Source organism: Hyphomonas chukchiensis, from assembly GCF_000682695.1.
In the GTDB taxonomy this organism is placed as follows: Bacteria; Pseudomonadota; Alphaproteobacteria; order Caulobacterales; family Hyphomonadaceae; genus Hyphomonas; species Hyphomonas chukchiensis.
This window is the reverse complement of the sequence record NZ_AWFG01000001.1, coordinates 335581-352592: the sequence shown is the minus strand read 5'-3', so window position 1 is coordinate 352592 and position 17012 is coordinate 335581. Positions and strand designations below refer to the sequence as shown.

Sequence of the window (17012 nt, the reverse complement as noted above, 5' to 3'; positions counted from 1 at the left end):
CGCGATCCTTCTGGATTGCGGCCGTCTTTTTAGGGCAGGGAAGGGCTCAGGTGCGCTCCCACCAGGGATAGCCTTCCGGCATGTCGGTGGAGACCTTACCGGGAAAATTGGGCGCGCGCTTTTCGAGGAACGAGCTGACGCCCTCTTTCACGTCCGGTGACGAGCCGAGCGTCAGCGCAAATTGTCCGTCGACTTTCAGCAATTCAAATGGATCACCCGTCGGTCCGAACCGCCACAGCAGCTGGCGAACCAGCGCGACGGAGACTGGCGCGGTGTTGCGGGCAATCTCGTCAACAATGCGCTTGGCCGCCGGCAGCAGCTCTTCCGGTGGATGGATCTCGCTGATCAGGCCACCCGCCAGCGCTTCTTCCGCATCGAAGACGCGCCCCGTCATGCACCAGCGCAGGGCCTGCGGCAGGCCGACCAGCTGAGGCAGGAACCACGCGCTGCCCGCTTCCGGCGGCAGGCCGCGCTGCGCAAACACGAAACCGAACTTCGCTTTCTCCGAAGCGATCTTGATATCGGTCGGCAAGGCCAGCGTCAGGCCCACGCCGACAGCCGCGCCGTTGAAGGCGGCAATCACGGGCTTGCGGCAATTGTAGAGCGCCCCGATGAAGCCCGCGCCATCCCGCTTCTTGCCGGGTTCTGACGTGCCGAAATTCTTCGCGCCCGTGCCGCTCTTCGTATCGAAGGCATCGGCGCCATCGGAAATGTCGGCGCCCGCACAGAAATGGCGGCCCGCACCCGTCAGGATGATGCCGCGCACCTCATCGTCGGCGTCGCACGCATTCACCGCATGGGCCAGCTCCTGGCCAAGTTGCGCGGTGAACGCGTTCAGCTTTTCCGGACGGTTGAGGGTTATGATGGCCGCCGGGCCATCCTTTTCCAAAAGGATCTGCTCGTAGGCCATCACATATCCTCCCGGGCGTTACTTGGTCGTCGCGGCGAGGCGTGAATTGATGATCGCGTTGGCGTCCGCGATGATGCTGTCGATCAGTTCCTTCACGGTCGGGATATCGTCGATCAGGCCCTGCACCATGCCCGCCGACCAGATGCCGCCATCCGCGTCGCCCTCGGCCATGGCCTTGCGCCCACGGGCGCCCGCGACGAGGTGCACAACATCCTCGAACTTGGCGCCCCCTTTACGCTCGATCTCGACCACTTCGTCGCTGACCGCATTCTTCATCACGCGGGCCGTATTGTGCAGCGTACGGAAAATCAGGTTCGTGTCGCGTTCATTGTTGGCCACCATCTGGGCCTTGAAGCTGTCATGGATCGGCGCTTCCTTGGTCACGCAGAAACGCGTGCCCATGTTGATGCCGTCCGCGCCGAGCGCCAGCGCCGCCACGAGGCCGCGTCCATCCGCAAAGCCGCCGGAAGCCAGCATTGGCACTTTCACCTTGTTGGCCGCTGCCGGGATCAGGATCAGGCCGGGAATGTCGTCTTCACCGGGGTGGCCTGCGCATTCAAAGCCATCGATCGAGATCGCATCCGCGCCCATCCGCTCCGCCGACAGTGCGTGGCGCACGGCGGTACATTTGTGGATCACCTTGATGCCATGCTGCTTGAAGTGATCGATATGTTCCTGCGGCTTGTAGCCGGCCGTCTCGACAATCTTGATGCCGCCTTCGATGATCGCCTGACGGTACTCGGCATAGGGCGGCGGCGTGATCGCCGGCAGGATGGTCAGGTTCACACCGAACGGCTTGTCGGTCATGTCCTTTGTGCGCTGGATTTCCTTGGCAAGGTCTTCCGGTGTTGGTTGTGTCAGCGCCGTCAGGAAGCCGAGCGCGCCGGCCTCTGCCACAGGCGCAACCATTTCGGCATAACCCACCCATTGCATGCCGCCCTGAACAATCGGGTGCTCGATACCGAACATTTCGGTGAAACGTGTCTTGATATGCATTCTTTTTGTCTCCCTTTGCCGCCTTGGGCGGTCCGTGTTGTGTGTCTCAGGTATCCCAGTGATCGGTGAAGCGGATGGTCTGCTTTTCGAGACCGTCCCGCACAATGTCCATGCCGCCGGACTTGATCATCCATTCGAGGCGGTGATCGCGGTACTGGCGCTTGAACAGGCCGGATTCGACCGCTGCGCTGACCATCTGCATGCCGGTAATCGACGCGCGTGATTCCGCGTCTGTCTGGCTCACGCTGTCGCGCGCATTGGCGCGGGCAATCCAGGCGGCGAGGGCCGAGCCTTCGGCAGGCTTATAGCCGAAACCGTCGGCCGCATTGAGGTAGGGAATGACGCTAAGGTCGCCCCGGCCAAATTCATGCCCGCTGAACCAGTCATTATCGCCCAGTTCGCTTTCCAGCCAGGCCATGAAGCCGGCAATCTGACGGCTTGCCTGCGCTTCAATCGTCTTGCGCAATTCAGCATTGCCGCGCTTGAAGAAATGCAGCTCGCCGAGGCCCCATGTGATCGCCTCGAAATGCGTGTCCATGACGTCCTCGATCTGGCGCATGCGCGCGCGGTCTTCCGGCGCGTTCGGCATCAGCGAGGGCTCGGGCCACTTGTCGTCAATATATTCGAGGATCACGGTGGAATCGAACAGGGCGACATCGTCATCAATCAGGGCAGGCACTTCCCGGCGTGGGTTGGCCTCGGCAAATTCGCCTTTCGTGTGGCCGGCGCCAATGCCTTCCGGCATGCGCACCTCGAATTCGAGGCCCTTTTCGCGCAGGGCAATTTTGACCTTCTGTGCATAGGGCGACAGCGGATGTTCATAGAGGACGAGCATGCGGTTTATTGCTCCGTTATATGATCAAAGCCCGAGCTGGGCCTTGGCAAGGATGTTGCGCTGGATTTCGTTCGAACCGGCATAGATCGAGCCTGCCCGGTCGTTGAGATATTTGGCTGATACGGTGACAGCGCTCTCCGGCCCGACAAGCGCGCCGGAGTTTGATGGCGCGTTGACCACTTCGCCTCCGGGATTGGTATGGTGCGGCTGGAAGGGCTCCACCCAGTTGCCAGCGATTTCGAGCGCAAGCTCCGTCAGGCGCTGGCTCAGTTCCGTGCCCTTGATCTTCATCATCGAGGCCTTGAGCCCTGGCGTCCCGCCGCCAGAGAGTTCCGACATCATCATCAGCTCGGCCGCTTCCAGCGCAGAGGCATCCGCTTCAGCCTGTGAGAGCTTGGCGGCCATGTCCGGCCCCGTGCCCGCCTCGGCTGCCTGCCTGCGCAGCGCCGCAACACGTGCCTTCAGGCGGGGGCCGTAGCTTGATCCGCCCCGCTCGAACTCGAGCAGGTATTTCGCCACCGTCCAGCCTTCATTGACCTTGCCGATCACATTGGCCTTCGGTACGCGCACATCGTCGAAGAAGATCGCATTCTGGATATGCTCGCCGGATGTCATAATGATCGGATCGACACGAACGCCCGGCGTGGTCATGTCGATCAGCAGGAACGTGATACCCTGTTGCGGCTTGCCGCTGGCATCGGTGCGCACAAGGCAAAAGCACATGTTCGCTTCATGGGCATGCGTGGTCCAGATTTTCGAGCCATTGCAAATGAACGCGTCGCCATCATCCCTGGCCGACATGGTCAGCGAGGCGAGGTCAGACCCCGCATGCGGCTCGGAATAGCCCTGGCACCAGAAATCCTCGCCGGAGAGGATACGGGGCAGGTAATAATCCTTCTGTTCCTTGGTGCCATGCCCGATCAACGCGGGTCCGCACATTGCGATGCCCATGGGCGACAGGGGAGGCGCTCCCGCGCGGGCCATCTCCACGTCGAAGATGTATTTCTGCGCCACGGTCCAGTCGCAGCCGCCATATTCCACCGGCCAGCCGGGGGCGGCCCAGCCCTGTTTCACCAGAATGGCCTGCCAGGCGAGGGCGGTTTCCTTGTCGGAATAGACGCTCGTCATCCGCGCTGCATAGGCACGCAGGTCTGCCGTCAGTTCCCGGTCGAGAAACGTGCGCACCTCATCACGAAAGGCTTCTTCTTCGGTAAGAAATTCCAGGTTCACTTTTGCCGCTCCTCCGGAGATCAGTGCGCCAGTGATGCCGCCCGTCCCTCTTGTATTGTGTGGCGTATACTTGCCTGTTTCTCAGGGCTCTTCCATAGAAATGTGGCAGGAAGACCCAGCCTGACGCAAGCTTGACCCGCGGGACTCGCAGGCAAGGGCAGACGTTCCGCAAGGGCACCCATGGCCTTCACCGTCGCAACGCCCTTAGGCCGCAGGTCATAGTCCGCCCCAAGCTCCAGCCGCTCGCGAACCGCGACGGGCAGGATGGAAACGGCCGCATTCACGACCGCGCTTTGCAACCCTTTCGGCACGCCCTTGGCGGCCCGTCCGGACTTCATGATATCGAGGAATTCGGTATTGATCGGGTGCGGCTCGAAACGCGGCATCAGTTTGGCGAGCATCGCGTGGAAATCGGCCTCATTGTGCAGTGGGTTCTGCACACCATAGAGGCGGGCCACGGCTTCGCCCTCTTCATAAAAGCGCGTCTTGTCAGCCTCCGACAGCGGCGCCACAAACCGGTCATAGGCGGTCAGGAAGCCATAGGTCGCCGTCGCGCTCACCCAGTCCAGCAGTTCCACATCCAGCGCCGAATAGGCCTCGCCAGTCGGTGTTTCCCCGTTCACCTGCCGGTGCATATTGGTAACGCCCTGAATAACCCGCCGCGCCGCACTCTGCGGTCCGTAAACGCCCACCATGGCTGCCATGCCGGTCCGTTTCGAACGCCCAACCGGGTCTGTCTTGAACGTGGAATGGTCCCACACGCCCGACCGTATGCGCGCATCGGCAAACTCCAGCAGCACGGCAGCAATGCCGCCCACGCCCAGCGCAATCGGATTCTTGAACACGCGCCACGACACGGAGTCCGGCCCTGCATAGGCGGGCTCCCCTGCAGGCTGCAGGAAATCCACCTTCCAACCGAGATATGTTTTCATGCCCAGCATCGTAGGCTGTCCTCCGCGCGTCCGGTAGCTGTTCAATCTAACAGGGGGAGGGAGCGCCACCAAGCTGCGCGTCCGGGCCGTTTTCCCGTTGGTTCCTTGGCGCTCCGCCGCTAAGCTGTGCACGCAAGCCTGAGGGACTGACTGCATGAATCGCGACGTGATCATCCATCAAGGCCCCGGCATTGCCGCGCTGGCCGAGCGCCTCGCCGAGCTACGGTCCAGCGCTGCCGCCCGCATTGTCGGCCTCACAGGCTCTGTCGCTGCCGGCAAGACCACGCTCGCCCGCGACGTGGCTGACGCGCTGAACCCACCCCTCAGCGTCGAAACCGTCTCGACCGATGGATTCCTCTTCCCGAACGCCGTGCTGGAGCCGCAGGGGCTGCTCATGCGCAAGGGCTTCCCCGAAACCTATGACCGCGATGGCTTCACCAATGCGCTCGTCAGCATAAGGCAAGGGGAGGCCGCGTTCCCGGCCCACAGCCACGACATCTATGACATCGACCCGGCGCTGACGCGCACAGTTCAGCTGCCCGACATGCTCATCCTCGAAGGTCTCGGCTTCCAGCCGCCAACCCGCCCTGAGCGCCCGGACGGCGAGCCGGATGTGCTGGTCTACCTTGATGCGTCCGAGGCCGATCTGGAATACTGGTATGTGGAACGCTTCGTCGGCTTCTGGAATGCGGCCCGAACCGACCCCAGCTCATTCTATGCCCAATGGCTACATATGAGCGAGACAGAGCTGCGCGCCTTCGCAAAGACTGTCTGGGACGGCGTCAACCTGCCCAATTTGCGCGACCATATCCTACCGCTGAAAGCCCATGCCGATATCGTCGTGCACAAGGCGCGCGATCACACTGTCGAAATCGCGGAAGACCGGATCAGCTGAACGTGCGGATCGGGTTCGTCCCGTCCCAGCCCTCGGCCTGCTTGCGGATATAGGCAAAGGTCTTGCCCTTGGCGCCGCTGATGTCGGAAATCTCGACCACGGTGCCAGGATGTGCCTCCGTATCAAAATAGGCAAACCGGCCCTTCTCTCCGCCAATCTGTCCCTCATGGCCCACCGTATAGCCAAGCCCCAGCGCCTTGTCGTAGAGCCCCTGATAATCTTCCGTCCAATAGGACATGTGCTGCAGGCCTTCGCGGCCCGCATCGAGAAAGTCCTTGTACATCGACGGCGCCTCATTGCGCTGCTGGATCAGCTCAATCTGCAGGTCGCCGGAATTGGCGAGCGCAATACTCATCTTCACGTCAGACGCCACACCGCGATAGGTGAACCAGTCGGTCTTCACGTCTTCAATATAGAACCACGGGCCAACGCCCATCACCTCGATCCAATGCTTCATCGCTGCTTCGATATCGCGCACGACATAGCCGTTCTGGCAGACTTTCCCGAAAATACGGCTCATGGCGTCACCAGTGTGGCGGGGGCGGCTCGTCGCCCTGCGTGGGCCGCTCGGCCTGTCCCATGTTGGCAAACTGCTCGGCCAGCCGCGCCATCTGCCGCGTCAGCCGGTCGATCTCTTTCCACTGGGCGATCACGGTCTTGTTCAGGTCGTCGATCACCTCGTCCTGATGGGCGATGCGGATTTCAAGCGTGTCGATGCGGGCAGTATCTGTCATCCCCTGCTCATAGCCTGCCGCGCGCCCCGCCTGCAAATACATTGATCACGGCAAAGACGCTGGACGCGCCCCCATCCCCCGCACTAAACGGGGCCGCATGACCGACTACCGCTTCTCCGTGGCCCCCATGATGGACTGGACTGACGCGCATTGCCGCGCCTTCCATCGCTGCCTGACGAAAAGCGCGCTCCTCTACAGCGAAATGGTCACCGCCGACGCCGTCATCCATGGCGACCCGGACCGCCTGCTGCGCGAGGACCCGGCCTGCCACCCCACAGCGCTGCAACTCGGCGGCTCCGACCCAGCAAAACTCGCGCAAGCCACCAGCATCGGCGCCAGCTGGGGCTATGAGGAGATCAACCTCAATTGCGGCTGCCCCTCCTCGCGCGTCCAGTCCGGCAGCTTCGGCGCCTGCCTGATGGCCGAGCCCGCCCTCGTCGCAGACTGCGTCGCGGCCATGCGCGCCGCCGAGCCAGACCTGCCCATCACCGTCAAGTGCCGCATCGCCATCGACGACATGCCCGCACGCGAAACCCTCTTCACCTTTATCGACACGGTCGCCGCCGCCGGCTGCACAAACTTCACCGTCCACGCCCGCAAGGCCTGGCTGAAAGGCCTCAGCCCCAAGGAAAACCGCGACATCCCCCCGCTCGACTATGGTCTTGTCGCAGACCTGAAAGCCGCGCGCCCGCGCCTTTCCATCACGCTGAATGGCGGCATCACCACGATTGAAGAATGCCGCACCCATCTGAAAGTCTTCGACGGCGTCATGCTCGGCCGCGCGGCCTACCAGAACCCGTCTTTGCTCGGCGAGGTCGACGCGGCCTTCGGCTGGGAAGGGGCCCCCGTCGTCTCGGCGCATGAGGCCATCATCGCCTACATGCCTTACATGGCAGACCAGCTGGACCGCGGCACCGGCCTCCACGCCATGACGCGCCACATGCTTGGGCTCTTCAATGGCCAGCCTGGCGCCCGCGCCTGGCGCCGTGTCCTGTCAGAGCGCGCGCCAAAGCCCGGTGCGGGGCTCGACGTGCTCGACGCCGCCGTCGAGGCGATCACGGGGCACACGGTCAATATCGCGGAAGTCTGAAACCGCCTTTCCCACACAATCCGAGCTGCAACCTGCAGCGCCTTCGGCAAAAGCGCCCGCTTCTCTCCGCCCCCGCCACAATGCGCCTATACTTTCATCCGTCGTCGGATCCCCCTGGCGACAGGGTCCGGGGCACTTGCCTGCCCCGCGCGGATGGGACGGCGGCCAGCTGTGCACGGCAGGGCGCAACACTATCCAACAATAATTGAACTATCAGCCTTGCCCCAGGCGGCCCCGCCGCCCATCCGCAAGGACCTTGCAAGCAAAGCAAAACCGGAAGGGCAGCGCCCTGTCCGGCTTTTGGTGCTGCGATGTGCGCCGCAAGAGAAGAGGGCGCTACGCCCCGGCGAATTGAGTGGCCTGTCCGGCAACCACGTACCAAGTCACGAACAGCGTGTTGAGCACCGCGCCGGGAATATAGCTGCCCGTCCGCCGATAGGTGAACGTGCCGAGCAGTGACACGATCAGCATGAGCGGCACGAATTGCAGCATGATGATCGTGTTGAGCGGTTCGCTCGGCGTCAGCAGCTTTCCCGTTGTGAACAGCGCGAGATATTGCGCGGCAAGGAAAATCGCGAAGCCGCCCGCCATGATCGCGGCATTGGCGCCGTACTGTGCCCAGCGCCCGTCTCCCATGACAGACAGGCCCTGATGAAGCGCTCGCGACGTCAGCACAAAATAGACCCCCAGCGGCATAAGATACACGAGCGCAATCTGCGCCTGCGCGACGCTCAGCATTTTGACGCCGACGAACCAGAAGCGAAAATCCAGATGGAACAGCGTGCCGGCAAGCCACACCACAAAGTAACCGACAGCAATCGTCGGGACCGCGATCAGCATGGCTGCGACAACATCCGGCTGCCGCGTCCCGGCAGGCCGCTTGGCGGTCAGGCCAATCAATGCGGCAATGATACCGTTCAGCACTGCCCACACCACAATCTGGGTCGTTACCGTCTGCGGCAGTAGCGCCGACGCGGGCAGCAGCACCTCCGCCCATTTGAAGAACAGGTAGAATGTCGCGACCGGCACGATCATGCTCATCGCCGCCATGGTCCACCAGCGCGCCGTCCGCCGCTCGAACGCGGCCGCAGTCGCCTCGGTCTTCAGGCGACTGAAGTAGGGTATCTCCAGCAACAGCTGGAACGTGCCCATCAACAGGACCACAAAGCCGATCAGCGCTGTCAGCGTACCAACTTCTTTCCACACCCAGACCTGATTGCCGCTCGGCAGCGCCGTGCCGCCCTCCAGCGTCTGCGCAAACCAGTCAATCGCATGCCCGATTGCCACCGGAGAGATATGATCGCCTGGATGGGTGACGGCGGGCTGATACAGCACCCGCGCGGTTCCATCGGCCCTGTCGCCATAGATCTCGCCCGCCTTGATCGGATCAGCCGTGTTGAACAGGGCCTGCAGCTTCGGGCTCGCAGTAACGTCGCTTCCGCGATCGACGCCCCACATCAGCGGTGAAAACTCGTCGAACTTCGAAAAGACGACGGCCGTATTGCGCGGCCAGTCCGGCGTGCCATCCATGACGAACGGCGCCCCGGTGCTTGAGCCTTCAAGCACCAGGCTCCTGTAGCCGTCTGGCATCGCCGCCGCCGCTGCCAGCACGGTCCACCCGCCCATGGAATGCCCCTCAAGGCCAATATTGTTCGGGTCGACACTCTCCAGGCCTCGCAGGTAGGCCAAGCTCGCCGGGCCGCCGAACCCTTCCGCGAAGGCCGGGCCGTCGGAATAGCCGTGGCCGGTCTGGTCCGGCGTCAGCACGACATAGCCGCGCCGTGCGAACTCGATGGCGAAACCCGACTGGACTTCACGCGAGTTGATATAGCCGTGCACACCCAGAATACCCGGCGCAGGCGATGCCGCGCTGGCCGTCGCGGGCGTGTACAGCAAGGCGCTGATCGTGCGGCCCTCGGCGGTTGCGTATTGCACCTCTTTGACCGACACGGCGCCCGATGTCTGAACGAGGTGCGCGGCCAGAACGCCGACCGCAATGATCAGCCAGCCAATTAAGAACAATCGCCACGATCGCATCATTTCCTGCCCCTCCCAAGGCCTGATTCACTATGAAGCCACCTTGCCCGAAAACAAGGCCGACTGTTTTCAGGATGGTTCGAGCAGCCTCGCGCCGATCCCTTATATTTGTTCTTCCTTTGTTCGTTAACGTGTGTTAACGCTTTTCCCGCTGATGGGGAGAGGCGCAGGTTTGCCGCATTACAACATTCGCGTTCGAGGGCGTTGAGGCGCAGCCGGTTGATGTGCAGGTGCAGCTGACCGGCGGCCAGCCGGCCTTCAACATTGTCGGCCTTGGCGACAAGGCGGTGACCGAGAGCCGCGAGCGGGTGCGCGCGGCGCTGGCCGCGCTCGGCCTCGCCATGCCGCCCAAGCGCGTCATTGTGAATCTCGCCCCGGCAGACCTGCCCAAGGAGGGCAGCCATTACGATCTCGCCATCGCGCTCTCCATACTGGCCATCATGGGCGTCATCCCGCCCGACATGCTCGAAGGCCATGCCGCCATTGGCGAACTCTCGCTCGACGGCCGCCTCGGCGAAACGCTCGGCGTGCTGCCCGCCGCCATGGCCGCCGAGGCGCTGGACCTGAAACTCATCTGCCCGGCCCCCTGCGGCGGGGAAGCGGCCTGGGCCGGCGGCAGCGTGCTCGCCGCGCCGAGCCTTATAGCCCTGATCAATCATTTCACCGGCCGCGCTGTCATCGGCCCGCCCGCCGCCGGTGTGCTGGCCGAGCCGCCTGCCGGGCCTGACCTGCGCGACGTAAAGGGCCAGGAAGGGGCCAAGCGCGTCCTCGAAATTGCCGCTGCGGGGGGCCACAACCTCCTCTTTTGCGGCCCGCCGGGGTCCGGGAAGTCCATGCTCGCCCAGCGCCTGCCAGGCCTCCTGCCGCCGCTCTCGGCGCGCGAACTGCTGGAAGTCTCGCAAATCCAGTCCATTGCGGGCCTCCTCGAACGCGGCCGTCTCTCGCGCACACGGCCCTTCCGCGCGCCGCACCATTCGGCCTCAATGGCGGCCCTTGTCGGCGGCGGGATCAAGGCCAAGCCCGGCGAAGTATCGCTCGCCCATTACGGCATCCTCTTCCTCGACGAACTGCCCGAATTTCCCGCCCATGTGCTCGACAGTCTTCGCCAGCCGCTGGAGGAGGGCGAAGCCGTCGTCGCCCGCGCCAATCGCCATGTGCGCTATCCGGCCCGCTTCCAGCTCGTCGCCGCCATGAACCCCTGCCGCTGCGGGGGCGGTCCGGGCGCAGCGGCCTGCACGAAGGGGCCGAAATGCGCCCAAAGCTACCAGTCGCGCCTCTCCGGCCCGTTCCTTGACCGCATCGATCTCTACTACGACACGCCCCCGGTCACTGCCGTCGACCTGGCCTTGCCGCCTGCCGCCGAGGGCACGGCGGAGGTCAAGGCCCGCGTCCTGAAGGCCCGCGATATCCAGACCGAACGTTTCGGCGAGATCACCAGCGACCAGCGCCGCCCCGTCAATGCCGATGCGCCCACCGGCGACATTGAACGCCTCGCCGCGCCTGATGCTGCCGGCGCGGCCCTCCTTGCCGATGCCGCCGTGAATCTCCAGCTCACCGCGCGGGGCTATCACCGTGTTCTCAAAGTTGCCCGCACCATTGCAGATCTCGATGGCGCGACGGCCGTGCGCCGCCTCCACATTGCCGAGGCGCTGACCTATCGCCGCCGCGCGCCGGGGCAGGCCGAAGGCGTTCAGGCCGGGGCCCTCGCGCGCTAGCCCGCATTAAACGAATGCTAAAGCCTTGAACCTAGGGTCGGGATCCATGACTGACGCGCCCAAACCCCCTCAATCGCCGCCATCGCCCGAGGAAACCTTCCTCGCCACGGCGAGCCATGAGATTCGTACGCCCCTCAACGGCATTCTCGGCACCGTGTCACTGCTGCTGGAGACCGACCTCCAGCCCTCCCAGCGCGAATATGCCGAAGTCATCAAGCAGAGCGGCGCCCGCCTGCTCGAACTCCTGAACAATGTGCTGGACTATGCCCGCCTCGACGCCTCCGCTGTGGAGCTGGAGGCCGAAAGCTTCTGCCCGGCCCAGCTCGGGCGCGAAGTGATCGAACTGCTCAGTCCCCGCGCCCATGCTGCCGGGCTCGACCTGGCCGCCCGCACCTCGCAACTGCCCATGCCGACCTATTCGGGCGATGCGGGCCGCATCCGCCAGATCCTGTTCAACCTGGTCGGCAATGCGCTGAAGTTCACCGAGAAGGGCGGGGTCCTGCTGGACATAACGGCCCTCGAGAACGGACTCGAATTCCGCATCATTGACACCGGCCCCGGCATCGCAAGGGACGATCTCGCACACCTGTTCGAGGCCTTCCACCAGGCCGGCCGCGCGGATGCCTACAAGGATGGCGGCGTCGGACTTGGCCTTGCCATCACCAAGCGCCTGACAGACCTGCTAGGAGGCCGGATTGATGTGGACAGCTTGCCAGGTGTCGGCACGGCGTTCTCGGTTGTCCTGCCGCTTGAGCGCTCGGGGATGGAACCAGGTACGACAGGCGTGAACCTTGGCGGAAAGGTCGGTTTGGTCGGCCTGCCGCTGGTTACAGGTCTCTCGATTGCGGCCGCGCTTGAGGAGGTGAAGGCGACCCCGGTCCTGGTCGATCCCTCACGCGGCAAGCTGCCCGATGGCGTCGATGTTCTGCTGATCGGCGCGGACCTGCCGGAAGCGACCGTGCGCGCCTATGCCAAAATGGCGCCCGCGCTTGTCGTGCTGCGTCCGGAAGACCGCGGCGCGCTGCCTCGTTTCCGCCTGCTGGGCTGTGTCGGCTGGCTCGTGCGCCCGCTCCGCACCTCGTCGCTCGCCGAGCGGATATTCATTGTCCGTGCAGGCGGCGAGACCCAGGACGAGGAGGAGGCAACGACCGGTGCCGGTCATGTGCTGATTGCCGACGACAACCCGGTCAACGCGCTGATTGCACGGCGCGCCTTGGAATCGGCGGGATTTACCGTCACAGTCGCTTCCACAGGCAGTGAAGCACTGGAGGCCGCAGGCGACATGAACCCAGCTCTCATCCTGATGGACCTGCGCATGCCCGTCATGGACGGGTTCGAGGCCATGCGCCAGCTGAGGGCAGGGGGCTCGCGTGTGCCGATCATTGCGGTTTCCGCGGAAGTGAATCCCGAAATCGAGCGCCGGGCCGTTGCGGCGGGCGCTGACAGTGTCGTGGCCAAGCCGCTCGACGCCGAAGCCCTGCGCATGCTCGCCATCCGCTGGACCGACCCCAAGCGCCAGGCCGCAGGCGCCGCATGAGCGAGGCGGCGATCTCCCCTCCGCCGATGAAAAAACCGCCCCGCGCCGTGCGTGCCCTCAAGGCGCTGCGCGACAGGCGCATGGCCGCCATGGCGCTTTTTGCGTTCGCGGCGGGCCTGCCCATGGGCGTCACGCTGGGCCTGTTGAATGCTTGGCTCACCAAGCTTGGTATCACGCCGTCCACGATCGGCACGCTGTCGCTGCTGACGCTCGGCTATTCCTTTAAATATCTCTGGGCGCCGATTTTCCAGACGGCCCACCCCGCGCCGCTGACCGGTTTCCTCGGCGGGCGGCGGTCATGGCTGCTGCTCCTGCAGGGCATCATGGTTGTCCTGATCGCCATTTTCGCCTTCACGAATCCGGCGGCGAATATCGGCCTTGTTGCGCTCATTGCGCTGGCGATTGCGCTGATCTCGCCGACGCATGACATCGTGCTTGATGCCTGGCGTATCGAGGTTGCCCGGTCGGACGAGGACAAGGACCTCATGTCCGCCCTCTACCAGTTCGGCTACAAGTCGGCGGGTTTTATCTCCGGCTTCATTGCACTGCTGGTCGCGGCGCGGGCAGGCTGGACGGTCACGTTCCTGATGGTCGCCTTCGTGCTGGCCCTCTCCATGATCGGCAGCATCATTGCGCCGGAACCGGCCAGCTCCAAAAAGCCCAATGCCGACCGGCTGTCCTTCCTGCCGAGCCTGCCGCGCAGCGTTTCCGTGCCTGCCGTCACGGTCGTGTCTATCGGCTGGCTCATCGGCTTTGTCATGATCCTCACCTTCGTGATGCAGGCGCTGTTCTCGGCGACGCCGCCCTCCGGCGGCACGTTCGTGCGCTCTGAGGGGCCATGGATTGTCGGACTGACCGTGCTCGTGCCGGCTATCGTATCGGCCGTTCTCGTCTTCCGTTTCGGGGCGCGTGCAGCGGAAACACCGGTCCGGATTGCCAATGAGACGCGCGCCGATTCTGTCCTGCGCAACCTGTTCCGCGCGATTTTCGATCCGTTGATGGAGCTGATATCGCGCCTGAAATGGGGCGCTGTGCTCGTGCTGCTTCTGGCGCTGACCTATCGCTTCACCGATGCAGTCTGGGGCGCTTTCGCCTATCCGTTCTATCTGGGAGACCAGTTCGGCGCGCTCGGCCATTCGCTGGACGATGTGGCCATTGCCTCGAAGTTCTTTGGTGTGATCGCGACCATTCTCGGGTCGTTGCTGGGGGCGGTACTGATTGCCGTCCTTGGCCGCATGCCCGTCTTCTTTGTCGGCGGCATCGTCGCGGCGGCCACGAACCTGCTCTATGCAGACCTGGCCGCAGGCGCGAGCGTGCTCGACAGTTTTCTGGAAATCTCCCATCTCGGCCCCCCGCTCAGCGCGCTGGCGGACTGGGCGGCGAAACTCTCACCCGATGTTGTCGCCGCAGACCAGGGCCAGCGCATGGCGCGCCTGATGGTCACTATCTTCGCCGAAAACCTCGCAGGCGGTTTCGCGCTCGTGGCGATCACGGCCTATCTCACATCGGTGGTGAACCCGCGTTTTGCGGCCGTGCAATACGCGCTGCTCGCGTCGCTCACCATGCTGATCGGCACATTGGGGCGCCCTTGGCTCGGCGAGATCATCGAGCGGCAGGGCTATTATTCGGTCTTCATGATCACGTTCTGGCTGGGCGGCGTGGCCGTCGTGCTGTCAATCTTCGAATGGATCCGTCAGGCCCGTGATACAAGTCATGCCACGAGCCTGGTTCTGGATCAGGACGATTAGGCCTTGTCGGGGTGGACCCGATCAACGTCATAGGCGGCAATCGTCGCGAGATTGACGATATCGCCAACCGTTGCGCCGAGTGAGGCAATCTGCACCGGCTTTTCAAGGCCGAGCAGCATGGGGCCGATCACGGTCGCACGGCTCATCGATTCCAGCAGCTTGGTCGAAATCGACGCGGCATGGATCGCCGGCATGACCAGCACGTTGGCCGGGCCCTTCAGGCGCGAGAACGGATAGAGCAGGGAGTGGCTCGGGTTCAGCGCGATATCGGCGTTCATGTCGCCTTCGTATTCGAAGTCGACATCGCCCATTTCGTCAAGAATGCAGACGGCCTCGCGCACTTTCTCGCCGCGCTCGCCCATCGGGTTGCCGAAGGTCGAGTAGGAGAGGAAGGCAACGCGCGGGACAAAGCCCATGGCCCGTACAGCCGCCGCCGCTTCCAGCGCGATATTGGCGAGGTCCTCACCCTGCGGCAGTTCGGTCACGCTCGTATCGGCGATGAACACGGTGCGGCCGCGGTTGATGACCATGGACATGCCAATCAGGGCCTGTCCCGGCAACGTGTCGAGCACGAGGCGGGAATCGCTGAGGGCGACGTCGTAATTCCGGGTCACGCCGGTGACCATGCCGTCGGCATCGCCATTCTTCAGCATGCAGCAACCGAAGATGTTCCGGTCCTGATTCACGAGGCGCTGCACGTCGCGCTTCAGGTAGCCGTCCCGCTGCAGGCGGGCATAGAGGAAGTCTGTGTAGACGGGATTATTATCGGAAAGGCGGGCATTGATGATTTCCAGCGTGCCGGCTGGCACGCCCATCTGTTCCATCGTGCGCTCGACCTGCGCTTCGCGGCCGATCAGGATCGGATGGCCAAGGCCCTGGTTCTTGAAGCTGAAGGCGGCGCGCACGACGGCGGGCTCTTCACCCTCGGCAAACACGATGCGACGCTGCACGTCGCGCGCGCGGGCCTGGACGCCCTGAATGAAGGCGGCAGCCGGATCGGCGCGCTGGGCGAGGGAAGCGCGGTAGGTATCCATGTCGGCGATGGGCTTGCGGGCAACGCCCGTGTCCATGGCGGCCTGCGCCACGAAGGGCGGAATGAAGCTGATCAGGCGCGGATCGAACGGAGTGGGGATGATATAGTCGCGGCCAAAGCTCGGGCGGGCACCGTGATAGGCAGCGGCCACTTCGTCCGGCACGTCTTCGCGGGCGAGTTCTGCCAGGGCGCGGGCGGCGGCGACCTTCATTTCCTCATTGATGCTGCGGGCGCGCACATCGAGGGCGCCGCGGAAGATGTAAGGGAAGCCGAGCACGTTATTGACCTGGTTCGGATAGTCCGAGCGGCCTGTCGCGATGATCGCGTCGTCACGCACGGACTTGATCTCTTCGGGCGTGATTTCAGGATCGGGGTTCGCCATGGCGAAGATGATCGGGTTCTTGGCCATGGATTTGACCATGGCCTTGGAGACGGCACCCTTGGCGGAGAGGCCGAGGAGGCAGTCCGCGCCTTCGACGGCTTCGGCCAGCGTGCGCTTGGAGGTTTTCACCGCAAAGGCAGACTTGAACTGGTCCATCTTGTCGGTGCGGCCTTCATAGACCACGCCGGTGGAGTCGCACATCAGGATGTTCTCGGCCTTGACGCCAAGGTGCCGGATCAGGCCTGCGACCGAGAGGCCGGCCGCACCAGCGCCGGAGACGGCAACCTTCAGGTCCTTCAGTTCGCGGCCCGTGATGTGGCAGGCATTGATGATGCCTGCGGCGGCGATGATGGCCGTGCCGTGCTGGTCGTCATGGAAGACCGGGATATCGAGTTCTTCGCGCAGGCGGCTCTCGATAATGAAACAGTCGGGCGAACCGATATCCTCAAGGTTGATGCCGCCCCATGTGTCGCCAATGTTGCGGACGGTGCGGATGAAGTCTTCGGCATCGGTCGTGTTCACTTCGACATCGATACTGTCGATATCGGCGAAGCGTTTGAACAGGACGGACTTGCCTTCCATGACCGGCTTGGAGGCCATGTGACCCAGGTTTCCGAGGCCGAGGATCGCTGTGCCGTTCGAGATCACCGCGACCATGTTGCCCTTGGACGTGTAGTCATAGGCCTTGTCGATGTCTTCCGCGATCGCCAGTACCGGAATCGCAACGCCCGGGCTGTAGGCCAGCGACAGGTCGCGCTGCGTTCCCATGGGCTTTGTCGGCGCCATGGAGATTTTGCCCGGTGTCGGTTTGGAATGGAAATCGAGTGCTTCCTGATCAGTGAAGCTTGGACGTTTGGTGGTCATGGAGAGGGGTAGTCCGATGCTAACGAGTGAGAATGAACGCTAGCGGTTGACCCTAGGCCCCGCTGCCTAGCGTG

14 protein-coding genes are annotated in these 17012 nt (G+C 63.6%); 5 read left to right on the top strand and 9 right to left on the bottom strand.

Features of this window, described 5'->3' with window-relative positions:
• Positions 1 to 46 precede the first annotated feature (46 nt).
• From HY30_RS01665 to HY30_RS01645, 5 genes are read right to left on the bottom strand one after another with little or no spacing between them, the layout of a single operon-like run.
• Positions 47 to 910 carry an enoyl-CoA hydratase-related protein gene (locus HY30_RS01665; RefSeq protein ID WP_034736235.1) on the bottom strand — a complete coding sequence of 288 codons (864 nt, stop codon included), beginning with the start codon at positions 908 to 910 and terminating at the stop codon, positions 47 to 49.
• An 18-nt stretch (positions 911 to 928) separates the two neighbouring features.
• A complete protein-coding gene (locus tag HY30_RS01660) occupies positions 929 to 1906 on the bottom strand; it encodes an NAD(P)H-dependent flavin oxidoreductase (RefSeq protein ID WP_034736234.1) in 978 nt (325 codons plus the stop codon).
• A 46-nt stretch (positions 1907 to 1952) separates the two neighbouring features.
• Complete coding sequence (locus tag HY30_RS01655; protein ID WP_034736232.1) at positions 1953 to 2741, bottom strand: glutathione S-transferase family protein; 789 nt, start codon at positions 2739 to 2741, stop codon at positions 1953 to 1955.
• Positions 2742 to 2765: 24 nt separating this feature from the next.
• Positions 2766 to 3971, bottom strand: a complete 1206-nt coding sequence (locus tag HY30_RS01650) for an acyl-CoA dehydrogenase family protein (protein WP_034736230.1) — start codon at positions 3969 to 3971, stop codon at positions 2766 to 2768.
• Positions 3972 to 3991: 20 nt separating this feature from the next.
• A complete protein-coding gene (locus tag HY30_RS01645; protein ID WP_034736228.1) occupies positions 3992 to 4912 on the bottom strand; it encodes an oxygenase MpaB family protein in 921 nt (306 codons plus the stop codon).
• Positions 4913 to 5057: 145 nt separating this feature from the next.
• Between HY30_RS01645 and HY30_RS01640 the strand changes: the two genes are divergently transcribed.
• The gene (locus HY30_RS01640) at positions 5058 to 5798 is read left to right on the top strand and encodes a nucleoside/nucleotide kinase family protein (protein WP_051614630.1); all 741 of its coding nucleotides are present in this window, start codon (positions 5058 to 5060) and stop codon (positions 5796 to 5798) included.
• On the opposite strand, the gene HY30_RS01635 is transcribed toward HY30_RS01640, so the two are convergent.
• Positions 5791 to 6318: a VOC family protein gene (locus HY30_RS01635; protein ID WP_034736226.1), complete on the bottom strand. Its 528-nt coding sequence runs from the start codon at positions 6316 to 6318 to the stop codon at positions 5791 to 5793. The two genes, HY30_RS01640 and HY30_RS01635, sit on opposite strands and share 8 nt — an antisense overlap.
• Positions 6319 to 6322: 4 nt before the next feature.
• Positions 6323 to 6532, bottom strand: a complete 210-nt coding sequence (locus tag HY30_RS01630) for a SlyX family protein (RefSeq protein ID WP_034736801.1) — start codon at positions 6530 to 6532, stop codon at positions 6323 to 6325.
• Between the two features lie 97 nt (positions 6533 to 6629).
• Between HY30_RS01630 and dusA the strand changes: the two genes are divergently transcribed.
• The gene (gene dusA / locus HY30_RS01625) at positions 6630 to 7622 is read left to right on the top strand and encodes a tRNA dihydrouridine(20/20a) synthase DusA (RefSeq protein WP_034736224.1); all 993 of its coding nucleotides are present in this window, start codon (positions 6630 to 6632) and stop codon (positions 7620 to 7622) included.
• 336 nt (positions 7623 to 7958) lie between these two features.
• Here the strand turns inward: dusA and HY30_RS01620 are convergent, their stop codons facing one another.
• Positions 7959 to 9662: an alpha/beta hydrolase family protein gene (locus HY30_RS01620; protein WP_034736220.1), complete on the bottom strand. Its 1704-nt coding sequence runs from the start codon at positions 9660 to 9662 to the stop codon at positions 7959 to 7961.
• Between the two features lie 221 nt (positions 9663 to 9883).
• Between HY30_RS01620 and HY30_RS01615 the strand changes: the two genes are divergently transcribed.
• From HY30_RS01615 to HY30_RS01605, 3 genes are read left to right on the top strand one after another with little or no spacing between them, the layout of a single operon-like run.
• Positions 9884 to 11374, top strand: coding sequence for a YifB family Mg chelatase-like AAA ATPase (locus tag HY30_RS01615; RefSeq protein WP_422119990.1), 1491 nt, complete (start codon positions 9884 to 9886; stop codon positions 11372 to 11374).
• Between the two features lie 46 nt (positions 11375 to 11420).
• The gene (locus HY30_RS01610; protein WP_034736215.1) at positions 11421 to 12911 is read left to right on the top strand and encodes an ATP-binding protein; all 1491 of its coding nucleotides are present in this window, start codon (positions 11421 to 11423) and stop codon (positions 12909 to 12911) included.
• Positions 12912 to 12937: 26 nt separating this feature from the next.
• A complete protein-coding gene (locus HY30_RS01605) occupies positions 12938 to 14659 on the top strand; it encodes an AmpG family muropeptide MFS transporter (RefSeq protein ID WP_162176878.1) in 1722 nt (573 codons plus the stop codon).
• Here the strand turns inward: HY30_RS01605 and HY30_RS01600 are convergent.
• Positions 14656 to 16938, bottom strand: coding sequence for an NADP-dependent malic enzyme (locus HY30_RS01600; protein WP_034736213.1), 2283 nt, complete (start codon positions 16936 to 16938; stop codon positions 14656 to 14658). The two genes, HY30_RS01605 and HY30_RS01600, sit on opposite strands and share 4 nt — an antisense overlap.
• Positions 16939 to 17012: the final 74 nt, after the last annotated feature.